This is a genomic window from Kitasatospora saccharophila (assembly GCF_039529925.1).
GTDB classification, from domain to species: Bacteria; Actinomycetota; Actinomycetes; order Streptomycetales; family Streptomycetaceae; genus Kitasatospora; species Kitasatospora saccharophila.
Window position 1 is genome coordinate 245905 of record NZ_BAAANS010000002.1, and the last position, 18675, is coordinate 264579.

General features: G+C 71.3%; 15 protein-coding genes. 6 read left to right on the plus strand and 9 right to left on the minus strand.

Annotated features, from left to right (window positions below; translation table 11 throughout):
- Positions 1 to 24: 24 nt before the first annotated feature.
- Entirely contained in the window at positions 25 to 510 is a 486-nt protein-coding gene (locus ABD345_RS02910) for a ribose-5-phosphate isomerase (protein WP_344550072.1), read from the minus strand.
- Between the two features lie 71 nt (positions 511 to 581).
- Positions 582 to 1178 (minus strand): biotin transporter BioY, encoded by a 597-nt coding sequence (locus ABD345_RS02915; protein ID WP_344550073.1) that lies wholly within the window; start codon positions 1176 to 1178, stop codon positions 582 to 584.
- Positions 1179 to 1462: 284 nt separating this feature from the next.
- Between ABD345_RS02915 and ABD345_RS02920 the strand changes: the two genes are divergently transcribed.
- On the plus strand, positions 1463 to 2857 hold the full coding sequence (locus tag ABD345_RS02920) for an amino acid permease (RefSeq protein WP_344550074.1): 1395 nt from the start codon (positions 1463 to 1465) through the stop codon (positions 2855 to 2857).
- A gap of 54 nt (positions 2858 to 2911) precedes the next feature.
- Here ABD345_RS02920 and ABD345_RS02925 read toward each other — a convergent pair whose 3' ends face one another.
- Positions 2912 to 3547 carry a mycothiol-dependent nitroreductase Rv2466c family protein gene (locus tag ABD345_RS02925; RefSeq protein WP_380273329.1) on the minus strand — a complete coding sequence of 212 codons (636 nt, stop codon included), beginning with the start codon at positions 3545 to 3547 and terminating at the stop codon, positions 2912 to 2914.
- Between the two features lie 178 nt (positions 3548 to 3725).
- Here ABD345_RS02925 and pepN point away from each other — a divergent pair, with 178 nt between their 5' ends.
- On the plus strand, positions 3726 to 6311 hold the full coding sequence (gene pepN, locus ABD345_RS02930) for an aminopeptidase N (RefSeq protein ID WP_344550075.1): 2586 nt from the start codon (positions 3726 to 3728) through the stop codon (positions 6309 to 6311).
- 62 nt (positions 6312 to 6373) lie between these two features.
- Here the strand turns inward: pepN and ABD345_RS02935 are convergent, their stop codons facing one another.
- The 5 genes from ABD345_RS02935 to acnA form a co-directional block, all read right to left on the minus strand.
- On the minus strand, positions 6374 to 7327 hold the full coding sequence (locus ABD345_RS02935) for a carbohydrate ABC transporter permease (protein ID WP_344550076.1): 954 nt from the start codon (positions 7325 to 7327) through the stop codon (positions 6374 to 6376).
- Positions 7328 to 7337: 10 nt separating this feature from the next.
- Positions 7338 to 8270: a carbohydrate ABC transporter permease gene (locus tag ABD345_RS02940; protein WP_344550077.1), complete on the minus strand. Its 933-nt coding sequence runs from the start codon at positions 8268 to 8270 to the stop codon at positions 7338 to 7340.
- A gap of 127 nt (positions 8271 to 8397) precedes the next feature.
- Complete coding sequence (gene ngcE, locus ABD345_RS02945; RefSeq protein WP_344550078.1) at positions 8398 to 9795, minus strand: N-acetylglucosamine/diacetylchitobiose ABC transporter substrate-binding protein; 1398 nt, start codon at positions 9793 to 9795, stop codon at positions 8398 to 8400.
- A 383-nt stretch (positions 9796 to 10178) separates the two neighbouring features.
- Positions 10179 to 11510: a glycoside hydrolase family 18 protein gene (locus ABD345_RS02950; protein WP_344550079.1), complete on the minus strand. Its 1332-nt coding sequence runs from the start codon at positions 11508 to 11510 to the stop codon at positions 10179 to 10181.
- Positions 11511 to 11697: 187 nt separating this feature from the next.
- Positions 11698 to 14358, minus strand: coding sequence for an aconitate hydratase AcnA (acnA, locus tag ABD345_RS02955; RefSeq protein ID WP_344550080.1), 2661 nt, complete (start codon positions 14356 to 14358; stop codon positions 11698 to 11700).
- Between the two features lie 416 nt (positions 14359 to 14774).
- On the opposite strand from acnA, the gene ABD345_RS02960 reads away from it, so the two are divergent.
- From ABD345_RS02960 to ABD345_RS02975, 4 genes are all read left to right on the plus strand, one after another.
- The gene (locus ABD345_RS02960; protein ID WP_344550081.1) at positions 14775 to 15296 is read left to right on the plus strand and encodes a SigE family RNA polymerase sigma factor; all 522 of its coding nucleotides are present in this window, start codon (positions 14775 to 14777) and stop codon (positions 15294 to 15296) included.
- A gap of 127 nt (positions 15297 to 15423) precedes the next feature.
- Positions 15424 to 16248, plus strand: a complete 825-nt coding sequence (locus tag ABD345_RS02965) for a hypothetical protein (protein WP_344550082.1) — start codon at positions 15424 to 15426, stop codon at positions 16246 to 16248.
- A gap of 122 nt (positions 16249 to 16370) precedes the next feature.
- On the plus strand, positions 16371 to 16775 hold the full coding sequence (locus ABD345_RS02970; protein WP_344550083.1) for a type II toxin-antitoxin system VapC family toxin: 405 nt from the start codon (positions 16371 to 16373) through the stop codon (positions 16773 to 16775).
- Positions 16776 to 16934: 159 nt separating this feature from the next.
- A complete protein-coding gene (locus ABD345_RS02975; protein ID WP_344550084.1) occupies positions 16935 to 17492 on the plus strand; it encodes a superoxide dismutase family protein in 558 nt (185 codons plus the stop codon).
- A gap of 145 nt (positions 17493 to 17637) precedes the next feature.
- Here ABD345_RS02975 and argF read toward each other — a convergent pair whose 3' ends face one another.
- A complete protein-coding gene (gene argF / locus ABD345_RS02980; protein ID WP_344550085.1) occupies positions 17638 to 18639 on the minus strand; it encodes an ornithine carbamoyltransferase in 1002 nt (333 codons plus the stop codon).
- Positions 18640 to 18675: the final 36 nt, after the last annotated feature.

Here is an 18675-nt window from a genome sequence, read left to right on the forward strand (position 1 = left end):
CCCGTCCGGGCGCCCCCCGTCGGCTCAGCCCTGCGGGTGGTGGGCCGGGATCGGCGGGAGCTCGCCGGTGGTCTCGTACTCGGACAGCATGTCGATCCGGCGGGTGTGCCGCGGCTCGCCGCTGTACGGGGTGTTGAGGAAGATCTCGACGAACTTGGTGGACTCCTCGACGGTGTGCATCCGGCCGCCGATCGAGATCACGTTGGCGTTGTTGTGCTCGCGGCCGAGGGCGGCGGTCTGCTCGCTCCAGGCGAGGGCGGCCCGGACGCCCTTGACCTTGTTGGCGGCGATCGCCTCGCCGTTGCCGGAGCCGCCGATCACCACGCCCAGCGCCTCGGGGTCGGCGGCGGTGCGCTCGGCCGCCCGGAGGCAGAACGGCGGGTAGTCGTCCTCGGCGTCGTAGATGTGCGGGCCGCAGTCGACCGGTTCGTGCCCGGCCCCCTTCAGCCACTCGACGAGGTGGTTCTTCAGTTCGTATCCGGCGTGGTCGGAGCCCAGGTAGACGCGCATGACCACGAGTGTGACATGCCGCCGGGCCCGCTCCCCGACAGGGGCGCGGGCCCGGCGGTGGTGACGCTGCGTCAGCGGCGGCCGAGCAGCTTCCAGGTGAGCGGCAGGGCGCCCATGGCGAGCGCCATCTTGAGCGCGTCGCCGACCAGGTAGGGGTAGAGCCCGAGGTGGGCGGCCTTCGCCAGCGGGACGTCCAGGGCGAAGGCCAGGTAGGGCACGCCGACGGCGTAGATGGTGAGGCTGCCGAGCGCCATCGCGCCGGCGGTGCGCAGCGGGCTGCGGTCGGCGCCGCGGCGGGCCAGCGCGCCGGTCAGCGCGGCGGCCAGCACGAAGCCGATCACGTAGCCGAGGGTGGCCAGGCCGGCGCCCGAGCTGCCCTCGGCGAACCAGGGCAGGCCGGCCGCGCCGGCCGCCAGGTAGAGGCCGAGCGCGGCGGCGCCGCGGCGGGCGCCGAGCGCGGTGCCGACCAGCAGCGCGGCGAAGGTCTGGCCGGTCACCGGCACCGGCGAGCCGGGGACGGGCACCGAGAGCTGCGCGGCCAGGCCGGTGAGCGCGGCGCCGCCGGCCACCAGGGCGAGGTCGCGGGCGCGGGCGCCGAGCCGGGTGGAGGCCTGCGGCAGCAGGTCGGCGAGGACGGCGGTGGACGGTATCGGTGCGGCGATGGCCACGGCTGCTCCCGGGGTTTCGTTGGCTCAGGTGCGGTGATCACCTGTGAACCTACGCGCTGTCAGGCGCTTCGCGCCGCGTCGGCCGTGACAAAAGCGGACCGTCCCGGCTTGTCGGATCCGGCCTGTGACCGGGCCCTCATCCGTGCGCCGCGCAGCCGGCCGGGCACGCGCGGTCACGGCCGCGTCCGGATGGCGGTACCGCTTGGGCGGCCCGCATCCCTTGCCGAATAGTGGACAGACCCCCCTGAACCTGACCAATCAGTCGAACAGTCTGGAATCGCCGCATGCCCCGCACCCCCTCCCCCGAGACCGCGCCCGCCCGGGAGCCGGCCGCCGAGGACGCGGGCCTGTCCCACGGCCTCAAGCAGCGCCACCTGTCGATGATCGCGCTCGGCGGCGTGATCGGCGCCGGGCTGTTCGTCGGCTCCGGCTCCGGGATCGCCGCGGCCGGGCCGGCCGTGGTGCTGGACTTCGCCGCCTCCGGGCTGCTGGTGATGCTGGTGATGCGGATGCTCGGCGAGATGTCCGCCGCCCGCCCCGCCTCCGGCTCCTTCTCGGTGCACGCCGAGCGGGAGGTCGGCGGCTGGGCCGGGTTCACCGTGGGCTGGCTGTTCTGGGTGCTGCTGTGCGTGGGCGTCGCGGTCGAGGCGATCGGCGCGGCCGGGATCGTCTCCGGCTGGCTGCCCGGGGTGCCGTCCTGGGCCTGGGTGGCGGTCTTCATGGCCTTCTTCTGCCTGACCAACCTGGCCGCCGTCCGCAACTTCGGCGAGTTCGAGTTCTGGTTCGCCGCGATCAAGGTGCTGGCCATCACCGCCTTCCTGGTGATCGGCGTGCTGGCGGTCTGCGGCCTGCTGCCGGGCACCCCCGCGCCCGGGCTGAGCAACCTCACCGGCCACGGCGGCTTCCTCCCGAACGGGGCGAGCGGCCTGGTCACCGGCCTGCTGGCCTCGGTCTTCGCGTACGGCGGCCTGGAGACCGTCACCATCGCGGCCGCCGAGTCCGAGGACCCGCGGCGCAGCGTGGCGATCGCGGTGCGCACCGCGATGTGGCGGATCGCGCTGTTCTACGTCGGCTCGATGGCGGTGATCGTCACGCTGGTGCCGTGGGACGACCCGGCGGTGGTCAGGCCGGGCCCGTACGTGGCCGTGCTGGACGCGCTGAACATCCCGGGCGCGGCCCAGCTGATGAACGTGGTGGTGCTGATCGCGCTGCTGTCGGCGATGAACGCCAACATCTACGGCTCCTCGCGGATGGCCCACTCGCTGATCGCCCGCGGCCACGGCCCGCGCGCGCTGTCCCGGATCTCCGGGGGCGTGCCGCGCCGGGCGGTGCTGGCCTCCTGCGGGTTCGGGTTCCTGGCGGTGCTGCTGTCGTACTGGTGGCCGGAGACGGTCTTCTCCTGGCTGCTGAACATGGTGGGCGCGGCGGTGCTGGTGGTCTGGGGGTTCATCTGCGTCGCCCAGCTGCGGGCCAGGCGGCACCTGTCGGCGGCCGAACTCCCGGTCCGGATGTGGGCGTTCCCGTACCTGACCTACCTGGCGCTGGCGGCGATCCTGGCGGTGCTGGTGCTGATGACGCTGGACCCCGCCAACCGCGTGCAGCTGTACTTCACGGCCGGGCTGACGCTGCTGCTGGCGGTGGTGGGCGCGCTGCGCGGGCGCCGGCCGGCCGCGCCCTGACGCGGCGGGGCCCCGCTCCCCCGGTGGGGGTGCGGGGCTCCGGCGGGCGGGCGGCTACTCGAAGGACGGGCCGGCGGTGCGGGTGCGCTTGATCTCGTAGAAGCCGGGGGTGGAGGCGACCAGGACGGTGCCGTCCCAGAGCCGGGCGGCGGCCTCGCCGCGCGGGGTGGGCGTGACGACCGGGCCGAAGAAGGCGACGCGGTCGCCGTCCGGGCCGTCGACGGCGATCACCGGGGTGCCGACGTCCTCGCCGACCAGGCCGATGCCCTCGGCGTGCGAGGCGCGCAGCGCGTCGTCGTGCGCGTCGGTGTCGGCGGCGTCGGCCAGCTCCTCGGGCAGGTTCGCGGCGCGCAGCGCGGCCACGACGGTCTCCCGGGTGTTGGGCAGGCCCTGGTTGTGGAAGCGGGTGCCGAGCTCGGTGTAGAGCGGGCCGAGCACCTTGTCGCCGTGCGCCTGCGCGGCGGCGATCAGGACCCGGACCGGGCCCCAGCCGGCGGCCAGCAGCTCCCGGTACTGCTCGGGCAGGTCGTCCCGGTTCTCGTTGAGGACGGACAGGCTCATCACGTGCCAGCGGGTGTCCACCGGGCGGAGCTTCTCGACCTCCAGCATCCAGCGGGAGGTCATCCAGGCCCAGGGGCAGATCGGGTCGAACCAGAAGTCGGCGATCTTGCGGGAGTCTGCGGTCGTCACTGACGGCGTCCTTCGGGGTCGGCGGGTCGGGATTTGTTCCCCGGGTGCAAACGGCGGGCGGTCCGGGTTGATTCCTCCTCCAGTGCAATGGCACAGGCCGGACGACGTGAAAGGATGCCCCCGACGGAGTGCCATGAACACTCCGAAAACCGTGTGTTCCGTACAGAGGAGTACCGACGTGCCGGGCAAGAACCTGAGCCGTGAGGAGGCCCGCGACCGGGCCGCGATCATCCGGGTGGAGAGCTACCGCGTCCACCTGGACGTCAGTGCGGCGGCCGACCCCGGCCGGCCCACCTTCCGTTCCACCACCCGGATCTCCTTCGACTGCGCCGAGCCCGGCGCGAGCAGCTTCGCCGACCTGCTGGCCCCCGAGGTGGTCTCGGTCGAGCTGAACGGGCTCGCGCTGGACCCGGCCGAGGTGTTCGACGGCACCCGGGTGGCGCTGCCGGTGCTGGCCGCGCACAACGAGCTGACCGTGGTCGCCGAGTGCGCGTACAGCCGCACCGGCGAGGGGCTGCACCGCTTCGTCGACCCGGCGGACGGCGAGACCTACCTGTACACCCACTACGAACCGGCCGACGCCCGCCGGGTCTTCGCGAACTTCGAGCAGCCGGACCTGAAGGCCCCGTTCACCTTCACCGTGACCGCCCCCGCCGCCTGGGACGTGTACGCCAACGCGGTGCACGAGGAGATCACCGACGAGGGCGCCGCCCGCACCTGGCGGTTCGCCCCGACCCGGCCGATCTCCACCTACCTGACCGCCGTGGTGGCCGGCCCGTACCACGTGGTGCGCGACCACTACACCCGCGAACTCGCCGACGGCGCGGTGCTGGAGATCCCGCTGGCCGCCACCTGCCGGCGCTCGCTCGCCCCGTACTTCGACGCCGAGGAGATCCTCACCGTCACCAAGCAGGGCCTGGACTTCTTCCACCGGGAGTTCGACTACCCGTACCCGTTCGGCAAGTACGACCAGTGCTTCGTCCCCGAGTACAACATCGGCGCGATGGAGAACCCGGGCTGCGTGACCTTCCGCGAGGAGTTCGTCTTCCGCTCGAAGGTCACCGAGGCCGCCTACGAGTCCCGGGCCAACGTGGTCCTGCACGAGATGGCCCACATGTGGTTCGGCGACCTGGTCACCATGAAGTGGTGGGACGACCTGTGGCTGAAGGAGTCGTTCGCCGACTTCATGGGCTCCTACGCGCAGATCGGCGCCGGCACCCGGTACCGCTCCGCCTGGATCACCTTCGCCAACCGCCGCAAGGCGTGGGCGTACCGGCAGGACCAGTTCCCCACCACCCACCCGATCACCGCGGACATCCGCGACCTGGAGGACGCCAAGCTCAACTTCGACGGCATCACCTACGCCAAGGGCGCCTCCGTCCTCAAGCAGCTGGTGGCCTACGTCGGCCGGGACGCCTTCTTCGAGGGCGCCCGCGCCTACTTCCGCAAGCACGCCTTCGGGAACACCGTGCTGGACGACCTGCTGGACGCCCTGGAGGAGACCAGCGGCCGCGACCTGCGCAGCTGGTCCGCCGCCTGGCTGCAGACCTCCGGCGTCAACACCCTGGCCCCCGAGCTGACCCACGACGCCGAGGGCCGGATCACCGAACTGGCGGTCCGCCAGGACGGCGCGCCGCTGCGCCCGCACCGGATCGCGGTCGGCCTGTACGACCTGGCCGAGGACGGCGCGCTGCTGCGCACCGACCGCTACGAGCTGGACGTCGCCGGGGAGCGCACCGTGGTCGCCGCCGCCGCCGGGCGGCCGGTGCCCGCGCTGGTGCTGGTCAACGACGACGACCTGACGTACTGCAAGGTCCGGTTCGACGACCGCTCGCTGGAGACCCTGCGCACCGGCCTCGGCGGCCTCGCCGACCAGGCGGGCCCCGACGCCCCGAGCCTGGCCCGGGCGCTGGCCTGGTCCGCGGTGTGGAACCTGACCCGGGACGGCCTGATGCCCACCCGCGACTACCTCGACCTGGTGCAGCGCTTCGCCGGCCGGGAGTCCGACGTCGGCGTGCTGCAGTCGCTGCACCAGCAGGCCGCCACCGCGCTGGCGCTGTACGCCGACCCGGCCGGGCGCGCCGAGTACGGCACCGCGCTCGCCGAGTGCGCGCTGCGCGAGCTGTCGCGGGCCGTCCCCGGCAGCGACCACCAGCTGGCCTGGGCCCGGTTCCTGGCCGACACCGCCGAGCGCGCCGACCACCTGCGGCTGCTGCGCGGACTGCTCGACGGCACCGGCCGGATCGACGGCCTGAGCGTCGACCAGGAGCTGCGCTGGACGTTCTGGCTGGCGCTGGCCGCGCACGGGGAGGCCACCGGCGCGGAGCTGGCCGCCGAGCTGGAGCGCGACAACACCGCCAGCGGCCGCCGCCAGCAGACCCACTGCCTGGCCGCGCTGCCCACCCCGGGCGCCAAGGCCGCCGCCTGGACCGCCGTGGTCGACTCCGACGAACTGCCCAACGCCCTGGTGGAGGCCCGGATCGCGGGCTTCAACCAGCCCGGCCAGCGGGAGCTGACCGCCGCCTACGCCGAGCCGTACTTCGAACTGCTGGAGTCGGTCTGGGCGGAGCGCTCGATCGAGATCGCGATGCGGATCGTCGGCGGCTTCTTCCCGCGCTACCAGACCACCCCGGAGACCCTGGCGACCACCGACGCCTGGCTGGCCGCCCACCCGGACGCCGCCCCGGCGCTGCGCCGGCTGGTGCTGGAGTGCCGGGACGACCTGGCCCGGGCGCTGCGGGCCCAGGAGTGCGACGCCCGGTAACGCCGCGTGGGGCAACTCCCTCCTCTGGAGAGGGAGTTGCCCCACGTGCGAGGGTACTGCGACTACTTCAGGGTGGCCGAGGTCAGGCCCGCCTGGACCTGGCGCTGGAAGGACAGGTACACCACCAGCACCGGCAGCATCGCGATCGTCATGCCGGCGAACAGGCCGGGGAAGTCGCTGGCGTAGCCGGACTGCTGGGCCAGGTTCATCAGGCCCTGGGCCAGCATCGAGCGGTCCGGGTCGCTGCTGCTCTGCTGCTGCATCAGGGTCAGCGGCAGCAGGTACTGGTTCCACTGGCCGAGCACGTTGAAGATGAACACGCTGATCAGGCCGGACTTCGCCATCGGCACCATGACCTGGAAGAACGCCCGGCTGTGCGAGCAGCCGTCGATCATCGCGGCCTCGTGGACGGCGCTGGGCAGCGACCGGAAGAACGAGTGCAGGAAGAACACGGTGAACGGCAGCGAGTAGGCGGTGTAGACCAGGATCAGGCCGGCGTACTGGTTCAGCCCGAGCCACGGGATGACGGTGCCGAGGTTCTTCATCATGAAGAACAGCGGGACGAGCGCCAGGTAGACCGGGAACATCGCGCCGGCCACGAAGAAGTAGTAGATGACCCGGTTGCCGCGGAACTCGTAGCGGGCCAGCACGTAGGCGGCCATCGAGCCGAGCAGCATGGTCAGCGTGAGCGACCCCGCCAGCACGATCACGGTGCTGACGAAGAAGTCGCCGATGCCCTTGTCCCAGGCGCGGGTGAAGGCGTCGAAGCCCCAGTGCGAGGGCCAGCTCCACGCGCTGTCGCCGATCTCGGCGTTGTTCTTGAACGAGCCGAGGATGATCCAGGCCAGCGGGCCGATGATCAGGACCGCCCACAGGGCCAGGAAGCCGTGCGAGAAGACGTTGAGGACTCCCCCGCCGTCGGCGAAGCGCTGCTCCTTGACGGGCTTGCGCGGCTTGTCGTTCCCGCCGTTGCGCTGGGCCGGGATGCCGGTGGTCGCGTCGGTGTTGGTGCTCATGCCGGGGACCTCAGAACTCGATCTTCTCGCGCCGGGTGACCCGGAGCGAGACGACGGACAGGACCAGGGTGATGAAGAAGATCACCACACCCATGGCGCAGGCGTAACCGGCCTTGCCGAAGGTGATGAAGTTGCGCATCAGCAAGGTCGCCATGATCTCGCTGTGGTGGTCCGGGCCACCGCCGTAGTACGCGCCGGGGGTCATCGTGGAGACCAGTGCGAAGGCGTCCATCGCGGCGATCGCGAGGTAGACCCAGGCGGTCTGGATGCTCTCCCAGAGCAGCGGCAGCGTGATCTTGAAGAAGGTGGTGCCGCGCTTGGCGCCGTCCAGCATGGCGGCCTCGTAGATGTCCTTCGGGATGCTCTGCATCGCGGCCGAGAACAGCACCAGGTAGAAGCCGACGCCGGACCAGACGATCACACCCATGATGCACCACAGGCCGAAGGTCGGGTTGGACGCGAAGTCCCAGGGGTGCTGCTCGTCGACGATGCCGAGCGCGATCAGGACGCCGTTGAGCAGGCCGCCCTTGTCGGTCCGGTACACGCCCTGGAAGAGCACCGACAGGATGGCGACCGAGAGCACCTGCGGGAAGAAGAAGACGACCTTGTAGAAGGCCGAGCCGCGCACGCCCTGCACGCCGCCGGTGCTGCTCTTGCCGCCCACGTTGAGCATGAAGGCGAAGAACAGCGCCAGCAGGATGGTGGCCAGCGGCAGCACGATCAGCAGCAGCAGGTTGTGCTGCAGCGCGCCGAGGAAGGCGCTGTCCTGGAACAGCTTGGTGTAGTTGTCCAGTCCGATGAAGTTCATCTCGGACGAGGCGCCGGACCAGTCGGTCAGCGAGTAACCGAAGGTCTGCAGGTAGGGCCAGATGACCAGAAGGATGTACAGCGCGACGGGAACCACGAGGAACCCGAAGATGAACGGTGTTTTACGGTGTCGCATGGGAGCTGCTCCTGTCCGCCGACAGCCTGTGGTCAGACAGGCCTGGAACTGCGGTGTCGCGTGGAACGGCCGGGGTCCGCGCGCGGACCCCGGCCTTGCGGTGTCAGGCCGTCGGCCTACCGGGGGGTCAGACCTTCTTGGCGGTCGCGGCCTTGCCGCGGGCGACCCAGTCCGCCGGGCTGATGCGCTTGTTGACCAGCTCGTTGGTGGCGTTCTCGACCTCGGCGTCGAACGCGGTCTGCAGGTCCTGGAAGCTGAAGCTGAAGGTGACGTCGCCGGCCGCCTTGACCGCCACCGCCGAGGACTTGGTGCCCGGCTTGAGCTGGACGTCGGCGTTGACGCCGTCCTTCAGGACGGTCAGCGAGTTCGCGGTGGCCACGAACTTGGAGGAGCCGTCCTTGGTCAGCATCATGCGCAGGAACTCGAGGCCGCCGGCCTTGTTCTTGGCCTTGCTCGGAACCATGAAGGGCTCGCCGGCGCCGGCCCACAGGGCGGTGGCGGGCAGCTTGTCGCCGGGCAGCGACGGGACCGGCAGGAAGGCCATGTCGAAGTCGGCCGGGGTGGAGTCCAGCATCTCGTTCTCCAGCCAGGAGCCGGACGGGATGAAGGCGGCCTTGCCCTGGCACCAGGCGGTCTGCGACTCGGTGTGGGTCATGCCGTTGGTGCCGGGGAGGAGGTAGTCGCCCTCCATGATCTTGTTGAACGCGGTGACGCCGGCCAGCACCGCCGGGTCGTCCCAGGCCGACGCGTCACAGGCGTTGATCTTCTTGACCAGGTCCTGGCCGCCCTGCTTGGCGATCAGGCTGAAGATGATGTAGTTCGCGTAGTAGGGGTACTTGCCCTGGTGCGCGAACGGGGCGATGCCCGCGGCCTTGATGGTGCCGCAGAGGGTGATGAACTCGTCCCAGGTCTTCGGGACGGCCCAGCCCTTGTCCTTGAAGAGCTTGGCGGAGTACCACAGGCCGAACACGGTGTAGACGTAGTTCAGCGAGTACATCTTGCCGTTGATGGTGCCCTGCTCGATGGTGCCCGGCAGCAGCACGTCGCGGATCTTCTTGGTCGGGTCGTCCAGGTACGGGGCGTCCAGCAGCACCGTCAGGTCGGTCAGCTGGTCCGCGCTGACCAGGACGTCCGCCTTCATGGCCTGGGCGCCGGAGTTGTCGAAGACGTCCGGCGGGCTGCCGGCGTTGAAGCGCGGCTGCAGCTTGCCGCTGATCTCCTGGGTGCCGAGGTGCGAGACGTTCGCACCGGCGTACGCCTTCTTGTAGGCGTCCTCGAAGACCTTGGCGTAGTCGTCGCCGTAGCCGCCCTTGAAGATCACGACGTCGAGCGCGTCGCTGGCCTTCACGCCGAACGGGTTCTTGTTGTCGCTCCCGAGCGTCGGGGAGGCACCCGACTTGCTGTCACTGCTGCCGGAACCGCCGGCGCAGGCCGCGAGCAGCGAAGTGCCGCCCGCCGCGAGGACGGTGATCGCGGCCGCACGCTTGAACAGGTCGCGACGGTTGTACTCAGTTGCAGAGCCCATGAGTGCCCTAACCCCTCAGTTCCAGAAGAAGCGGACCGGAGCTGACGACGCGTCAACTCCCGTAGCCCGGAAGGTGCCCAGCGGCGAAGATGCCGGTCAGAGGCGGTGTGATGATGCTGCAAAGGTATAGTCCACTGTTCACTCAGCGGCAATAGTCAGCGGGTCTGATAACAAACCTGACAGTCGAACCGTTGTCGGCGATGCAGCATGTGCAATGCGCAGGAACCCTGAAAATTACGGGTCCGCGTCACGCCCCGGATCCGGATCGCGCTCGTTCCTGCTCGCCCGGGCACGAAAACGCGCAGCTTCGCGCGGTACGGTGTGCCGAACCGTACCGCGCGAAGCTGCGCGCGAGCCGCCCCCGCGGGGCGGTTGACGGCGGGTCAGTCGTCCCGGAGACCCTTGTCCAGGGCGGCGACCAGGGTGCCCCGGGCGTCGTCGTTGTCGAGCGACCAGGCCATCACGCCGCCCAGGTCGTTCTCCTCGACGTACCGGGCCTTGCCGGTCAGCAGCTCCGGGGTGTCGTACGTCCAGAACTCGGTGCCGTCGTACTTCCAGGTCGCCCCGTGCGCGCGGTCGGTGAAGACCGTGCCCGGCAGGTCCTTGATCTGGTTGTAGGGCAGGTTGCCGCCCCGGGCCAGGCCGGTGGCGGACTGGTACAGGCCGTTCTTCTTCGGGCCGGCCGGCACGCCCGTCCAGCCGTAGCCGTAGAACGGGACGCCCACCACGGCCTTCTTGGCGGGCAGGCCGCGGTCCAGGTAGGTCCGCACCACCCGGTCGACGCTCAGCTTCAGCCCGGAGGCGTCCGCCTTGTCGGTGTACAGGTTGGCGTCGTGGTTGGTCGGCCCCTGGGCCTCCCACGGGCCGTGCAGGTCGTAGGTCATCAGGTTCAGCCAGTCCACCGACTTGGCGACCTTCTTGACCTCGATCTGGTCGATCTTCGACTCGCCGGCCGGGACCGCCGCGGTGAGCAGGTAGTGCGGGCCCTTCTTGCCGGACAGCGCGTCCAGCTGGCGGCGGAACTCCTGCATCAGCAGGGTGTAGTTCCTGCCGTCCTCGGGCCGCACCACGTTGCCGCCGTCACCGCCGCCGCCCGGGTACTCCCAGTCGATGTCGATGCCGTCGAACACCCCGGCGCCCGCGCCCGCGCCGCCCTCGGCGGAGCCCAGCTGCGGCAGGTTCCCCTTGAGGTACAGGTCGATGCAGGAGGAGACGAACTTCTTCCGCGAGGCGTCGGTGAGCGCCGCGTCCGAGAAGTACTTGGACCAGCTCCAGCCGCCCAGCGAGATCACCGCGCGCAGTTGCGGGTTCTCCGCCTTGAGCTTGCGGATCTGGTTGAAGTTGCCCTTGAGCGGCTGGTCGGCGGTGTCCGCGACGCCGTCCACCGACTCCTCGGCGCCCACCGGTCGCTGGTAGTCGGCCCAGGCGTCGCCCACCCCGGCCGCGTTGGCCTCGAAGCAGGTGCCGTCGGCGGAGACGTTGCCGAAGGCGTAGTTGATCACGGTCAGCTTGCCCGCCTGGCCGCTGGTCTGGACGTTCTTGGCGGAGAAGCCGCTGTAGATGCCCCACTGGGTGAAGTAGCCGACCCGCTGGCCCTCCAGCCGGTGGTTGCCCCCGCGGTCGTCGTTCCCGTGGGCCTGGGCGGCCGCCGGGGAGACGAGCAGGGCGCCGAGCGTGGCCGCGACGAGGAGTGCGGCGGAGCTGCGTCTGGTCATTCCGTGAATCTCTCCGATTCAGCGTCAATTGGTATGGACCATGTGCTGTGGAGAGGTTTAGTCCACTCGGAGGGCCCCGCACAAGGGGAACGGCAGGATCCGTGCCAAGGAACGGCAAAGGCCGCACCGCCCCGCGAGGGGCGATGCGGCCTTCGTGGCCACTGTCCGGCTCAGCCGCTGTGCCTGATCAACCGATGAGGCTGCGCAGCACGTACTGCAGGATGCCGCCGTTGCGGTAGTAGTCCGCCTCGCCGGGGGTGTCGATGCGCACCACCGCGTCGAACTCGACGGTGTTGCCCGCCGCGGCGACGGCCTTGACCTTGACGGTCTTCGGGGTGCGGCCCTCGTTCAGCTCGGTCACGCCGGTGAACTCGAAGGTCTCCTCGCCGGTCAGGCCCAGCGAGTCGGCGTTCTCGCCGGCCGGGAACTGCAGCGGCAGGACGCCCATGCCGATCAGGTTGGAGCGGTGGATGCGCTCGTAGGACTCGGCGATGACGGCCTTGACGCCGAGCAGCGCGGTGCCCTTGGCCGCCCAGTCGCGGGACGAGCCGGAGCCGTACTCCTTGCCCGCCAGGACGACCAGCGGGGTGCCGGCGGCCTGGTAGTTCTGCGAGGCGTCGTAGATGAACGACACCGGGCCGTCGGCCTGGGTGAAGTCGCGGGTGTAGCCGCCCTCGGTGCCCGGCGCGATCTGGTTGCGCAGGCGGATGTTGGCGAAGGTGCCGCGGATCATGACCTCGTGGTTGCCGCGGCGCGAGCCGTAGGAGTTGAAGTCACGCTTCTCCACACCGTGCTCGGTGAGGTACTGCGCCGCCGGGGTGCCCGGCTTGATGTTGCCGGCCGGGGAGATGTGGTCGGTGGTGACCGAGTCGCCCAGCTTGGCCAGCACGCGGGCGCCGGAGATGTCGGTCACCGGGCTCGGGGTGGTGGCCATGCCCTCGAAGTACGGGGGCTTGCGGACGTAGGTCGACTCCGCGTCCCACTCGAAGGTGTTGCCGGTCGGGACGGGGAGCGACTGCCAGCGGTGGTCGCCGGCGAAGACGTCCTGGTAGCCCTTGTCGAACATGGCCTCGTCGATGGAGCCGGCGACCGTGTCGGCCACCTCCTGCTCCGACGGCCAGATGTCGGCGAGGAAGACGTCGTTGCCGTCGGCGTCCTGGCCCAGGGCGTCGCGGGTGATGTCGACGTTCATGTTGCCGGCCAGGGCGTAGGCGACCACCAGCGGCGGGGAGGCCAGGTAGTTCATCTTGACGTCCGGGTTGATCCGGCCCTCGAAGTTGCGGTTGCCGGAGAGCACCGAGACGACCGCGAGGTCCGACTCGTTCACCGCGGCGGAGACCTCCTCGGGCAGCGGGCCCGAGTTGCCGATGCAGGTGACGCAGCCGTAGCCGACCAGGTTGAAGCCCAGCTTCTCCATGTACGGGAGCAGGCCGGCCTTCTCGTAGTAGTCCATGACGACCTTGGAGCCGGGCGCCAGGGTGGTCTTGACCCAGGGCTTGACGTGCAGGCCCTTCTCCACGGCCTTCTTCGCCAGCAGGGCGGCGCCCAGCATGACGGAGGGGTTGGAGGTGTTGGTGCAGGAGGTGATCGAGGCGATCACGACCGCGCCGTTGTCGATCTCGTAGGTCGAGCCGTCGGGGGAGGTGACGGTGGTCGGCTTCGACGCCTCGGCCGAGTAGGTCGGCAGCGCCTCGGCGAACTTCTGCGCGGCCTCGGCCAGGACCACGCGGTCCTGCGGGCGCTTCGGGCCGGAGATCGACGGGACGACGGTGGAGACGTCCAGCTCCAGGTACTCGGAGTAGACCGGCTCGACCGACGGGTCGTGCCAGAGGCCCTGCTCCTTGGCGTACGCCTCGACCAGGGCGAGCTGCTGCTCGTCGCGGCCGGTGAGCTTCAGGTAGTTGATGGTCTCGGCGTCGATCGGGAAGATCGCGCAGGTCGAGCCGAACTCCGGCGACATGTTGCCGATGGTGGCGCGGTTCGCCAGCGGGATCGCGGTGACGCCCTCGCCGTAGAACTCGACGAACTTGCCGACCACACCGTGCTTGCGCAGCATCTCGGTGATGGTGAGCACCAGGTCGGTGGCGGTGGTGCCGGCCGGGAGCTGGCCGTTCAGCTTGAAGCCGACCACGCGCGGGATCAGCATCGAGACCGGCTGGCCGAGCATCGCGGCCTCGGCCTCGATGCCGCCGACGCCCCAGCCCAGCACGCCCAGGCCGTTGACCATGGTGGTGTGCGAGTCGGTGCCGACGCAGGTGTCGGGGTACGCCTGGCCGTTGCGGACCATGACGGTGCGGGCCAGGTGCTCGATGTTGACCTGGTGGACGATGCCGGTGCCGGGCGGGACGACCTTGAACTCGTCGAACGCGGTCTGGCCCCAGCGCAGGAACTGGTAGCGCTCCTTGTTGCGGCCGTACTCGATCTCGACGTTCTGGACGAAGGCGTCCGGGGTGCCGAACTTGTCGGCGATGACGGAGTGGTCGATGACCAGCTCGGCCGGCGCCAGCGGGTTGATCTTGGACGGGTCGCCGCCCAGCTCCTTCACGGCCTCGCGCATGGTGGCCAGGTCGACCACGCAGGGCACGCCGGTGAAGTCCTGCATGATCACGCGCGCCGGGGTGAACTGGATCTCCTCGGACGGCTCGGCCGTCGGGTCCCAGCCGCCGAGGGCGCGGATGTGGTCGGCGGTGATGTTGGCGCCGTCCTCGGTGCGGAGCAGGTTCTCCAGCAGGACCTTGAGGCTGTACGGCAGCCGCTCGGCACCCTCGACGGCGGAGAGCTTGAAGATCTCGTACGACTCGTCGCCCACCTGCAGCGAGCTGCGGGCGTCGAAGCTGTTCGCGGACACGACTGACTCCTTCTTGGTCCACCCGGTGATAAGGTAAGCCTTAGCTAACCTGACTGCCACCGCTTACCGCGCCGATGATGGAGGGCTGCGCCCCTCGGCAAGTATCTTGACGTCAAGATAAAGCGTAACGCGGAATGTATCTCGATGTCGAGATAAACCATAGTGCATGGGTTCCACCCACACTCCACCGGCTCGTCCCGGCACGGCACCGCGTCGCCGCGGCCTCCCCACCAGAGTGCACCTCCCCGCCCCCACGGGCACCCGAACGAACCCCGGCCGGGGTGTAACGCGACCCCTCGGCCCGCGCGTCATGCTCCTCGGGGACGAATGCGGGTACGGGCTCCGGCCCGGCGGGGGCTCCGGCCCGGGTACGGACGGCGTGCGGCGGGACCGCGGACGACGACGGGGGCGTGCGGATGGTGGTGGGACGACGCAGGGCGGGCGAGGAGCGGCGCGAGTTCGAGGAGTTCGCGCACACCCGGGGCACCGCGCTGTTCCGCACCGCGCTGCTGCTGTGCGGCGACTGGCACCTCGCCGAGGACCTCACCCAGACCGCCCTCGCCCGGATCTACGCCTCCTGGGGCCGGGTGAAGCACGCCGAGAGCCCCGCCGCGTACGCCCGCACCGTGCTGGTCCGCTGCTACCTCTCGCACCGCAGGCTGCGCCGCAGCACCGAACTGCCCGTGCTCGACAGCGTCCCCGAGCAGGCCGCCCCCGACCACGACCCCGCGCTGCGGGTCGCCCTGCTCGCCGCCCTCGCCGAACTGCCGCCCCGGGACCGGGCCGTGCTCGTGTTGCGCTACTGGGAGGACCGGAGCGTCGACGAGACCGCCGCCGAACTCCAGCTCTCCCCCGGCACCGTCCGGGTCCGCGCCCTGCGCGCCCTGACCAGGCTGCGCCGCCAGCTCGCCCCGCAACTGGACAGCCTGGTCCAGTGACCGGCCGCCCGGCCGGGCCGCACCGCCCGGCCGTGCCGCACCGCCCGGCACGCCGCCGCGAGCCCGCGGCCCCGCAGTCCGCGCCCCGTACCGACCGTCGGACCGTCAGAAAGCGAGAAACCCCCCGATGCCCGAGCAGGAGCTCAGCGACGTCTTCGTCCGGGCGGTCGGCGACAGCGTTCCCGACCTCGGTCTGCTGATCGCCGGGGCCACCGTCCAGGGGCGCGGCATCCGGCGGCGGCGGCGGTTGGCGCGTACCGGGGCCGTCGCCGCGGTCGTCCTGCTGGCCGTGGGCGGCGGACTGCTGCTGCGCCCCGCCGCGGCCCCGCCCGCCGCCTCCCCGGCCGCCGCCCCGGCCCTCCGCCCCGGGAGCGCGGTCGTCGCCGCCCTGCCCGCCGCGGCCCGGGAGATCGTGATCAAGACCGTGCAGAAGACCGTTCCGCCCGAATACGGCCAGGACGACAGGTGGGAGGTCACCAGCACCGAACTCGGGAACCCGCCGAAGACCGCGCCCGCGAACGCCCCGGGGATCTCGTTCCTGTTCCGGCTGCACGGCGCCTCCGGGGCGGAGGTCGGCACCGTCGAACTGCTCGTCCAGCGCTCCTCGCTGTCCCCGGGGCTCCCGGCCATGGACTATGACTGCGACCGGCACCCGGCCACCGACGGCTGCGACTCCGACTCCAAGGGGGCCTCGGACTTCGAGGCCGTGACGGTCACCCTGCCCGCCGCGGACGGCCGCCCCGTCAGCTACCGGGCGGACCTGCTGGACCACAACGGCTTCCGGATCCTGGTGACCTCCACCGGGCTGACCGGCGGCCTCCCGCCGGTCAGCCGGGCCACCGTCGGCGAACTCGCGCTGGAACTGCGCCTGAACCTCTTCCCCCCCGAGACCACCACCCGGACGCCCGGGTGGGACGAACTCCTGAGCACCACCGCCACGCCCAGCCGGTAGCGCGGAGCTCCGGGCGGGGCCGTGGCGGGTGCGGACCGGGCCCGGGACGGGCGCGGGCGGGGCGGGCGCGGGCGGGTACCCCGGCCGCGGGGCGGCGGGCCCGGGCGGGCTACCGTGGGCGGGTGATCGTGGTGGACGCTTCCGCAGTGGTGCTGTCGCTCTCCGACCGGGGCCCCCGGGGCGAGGCCGCCCGGGCCGCGCTGGCCGCCGACCCCGAGTGGGTGGCGCCCGAGCACGTGGTGATCGAGGTGATGCAGTCGCTGCGCGGCCTGTACCTGGCCAAGCAGTTGACGGCCGACGAGGTCACCGACCTCACCCGCCGGCTGCCCGGACTGGCCATCCGCAAGGTCGAGGTGGCCCCGCTGCTCGGCCGGATCTGGGAGCTCAAGGACAACCTGACCCCGGACGACGCCGCCTACGTCGCGGTCGCCGAACACTACGGCGCCCCGCTGGTCACCGCCGACCTGCGCCTGATGCGCGCCACCGGACCGCGCTGCGAGATCCGCGGCATCGCGGCGGCGGACTGACCCGCGGCCCGGCCACCGCCACCGCCACGGTCGGGCGCCGTTCGAAGCCGGTTCCCGTACGGGTGACTGCGGGCGGCGGTGCGGCACGGCGGCGTGCGCGGCGGTGCGGGGACGGCCACGGTGTCGGGTGTTCCCTGACGGTCCGTCGGAAGGTCCGCGATGCCCCTGTCCTCCGCTGCCGGTGCGCTGATGGTGCCGCTCGCCCTGCTGCCGGTCGGCCCGCCCGGCGCGGTGGCCGCCTCCCCCGCTCCGGGCGCACCGGCCACCGCGGGCGCCGCCCGGGTGGTGGACGCCCGCTTCGACCGGGCGGACGGCTTCGTCCCGGCCCGGGCGGTCACCCACGCGCCCGATCTGGTGCCGTACGGCTCGCAGGTGCGGGTCACGGTCGGCCGGGCGGCCGGGCACACCTCCGTCACGGTGGAACTCGCCGGGGTGACCGGCCCGCACGAGTTCCCGGCGCACGTGCACACCGGCTACTGCGGCGCCGACCCGGCGTCCTCCGGGCCGCACTACCAGCAGGTGGCGGGCTCGGACGCGGCCGACAACGAGGTGCGGACGACGGTGCGCACCGGCCCGGACGGGGCCGGGACCGCCACCGCGACCGTCCCCTGGGAGTTCCGGCCCGGCGAGGCGCACTCGCTGGTGCTGCACGCGGGAGCGCCCGCCGGACCGCACGCCCCGGCCGACCGGGCGGCCTGCGTGGACGTCGACTTCTGACGCCCGGACGCCGAACGCCCGCCGGGCTGGTGCGTCCGGCGGGCGTTCGGGGGCGGCGGGTACCGCGAGTTCGGCGGGTACCGCGGGCGCGGGTGGGTACCGCGGGTGCGGGCGGGTGCGGGCGGGTGCGGGCGGGTGCGGCGGGTCAGGACCCGAGGGTCGCCACCATCACGGCCTTGATGGTGTGCAGGCGGTTCTCGGCCTGGTCGAAGACCACCGAGTGCGCGGACTCGAACAGCTCGTCGGTGCACTCCAGCTCGGACATGCCGGTGAGCTCGTGCATCTGGCGGCCGACCTCGGTGCCGAGGTCGTGGAACGCGGGCAGGCAGTGCAGGAACTTGACCGCCGGGTTCCCGGTGGCGCGCACGGTGTCCATCGAGACCTGGTAGGGCTTGAGCAGCGCGATCCGCTCGGCCCAGACCTCCTTGGGCTCGCCCATCGACACCCAGACGTCGGTGTAGAGGAAGTCCGCCCCGGCGACGCCGGCCGCCACGTCCTCGGTGAGGGTGATCCGGGCGCCGCTGGTCTCGGCCAGCACCTCGGCCGCCTTGCGGACCTCCTCGCTCGGCCAGAGCGAGGCCGGGGCGACGATCCGGATGTCCATGCCCAGCAGCGCGCCGGTGACCAGCACCGAGTTGCCCATGTTGAAGCGGGCGTCACCGAGGTAGACCAGGGCGGTCTCGTTCAGCGGCTTGCTGGAGTGCTCCTGGATGGTGAGCACGTCGGCCAGCAGCTGGGTGGGGTGCCACTCGTCGGTCAGGCCGTTCCAGACCGGGACGCCCGCGTGCGCGGCCAGTTCCTCGACGATCTCCTGCCCGTCACCGCGGTACTCGATGCCGTCGAACATCCGGCCCAGCACCCGCGCGGTGTCCTTGATCGACTCCTTGTGCCCCATCTGCGACCCGGCGGGGTCCAGGTAGGTGGTGGAGGCGCCCTGGTCGTGGGCGGCCACCTCGAAGGCGCAGCGGGTGCGGGTGGAGGTCTTGGCGAAGATCAGCGCGATGTTCTTGCCGCGCAGCCGGGGCTGCTCGGTGCCCGCGTACTTGGCGGCCTTCAGCTGGGCCGCCAGGTCGACCAGGTGACGGAACTCCTGGGGAGTGAAGTCGAGCTCCTTGAGGAAGTGCCTGTTCCGGAGGTTGAACGCCATACCGGTCTCCTGGGTCGGTCAACGGACTGAAGTGGG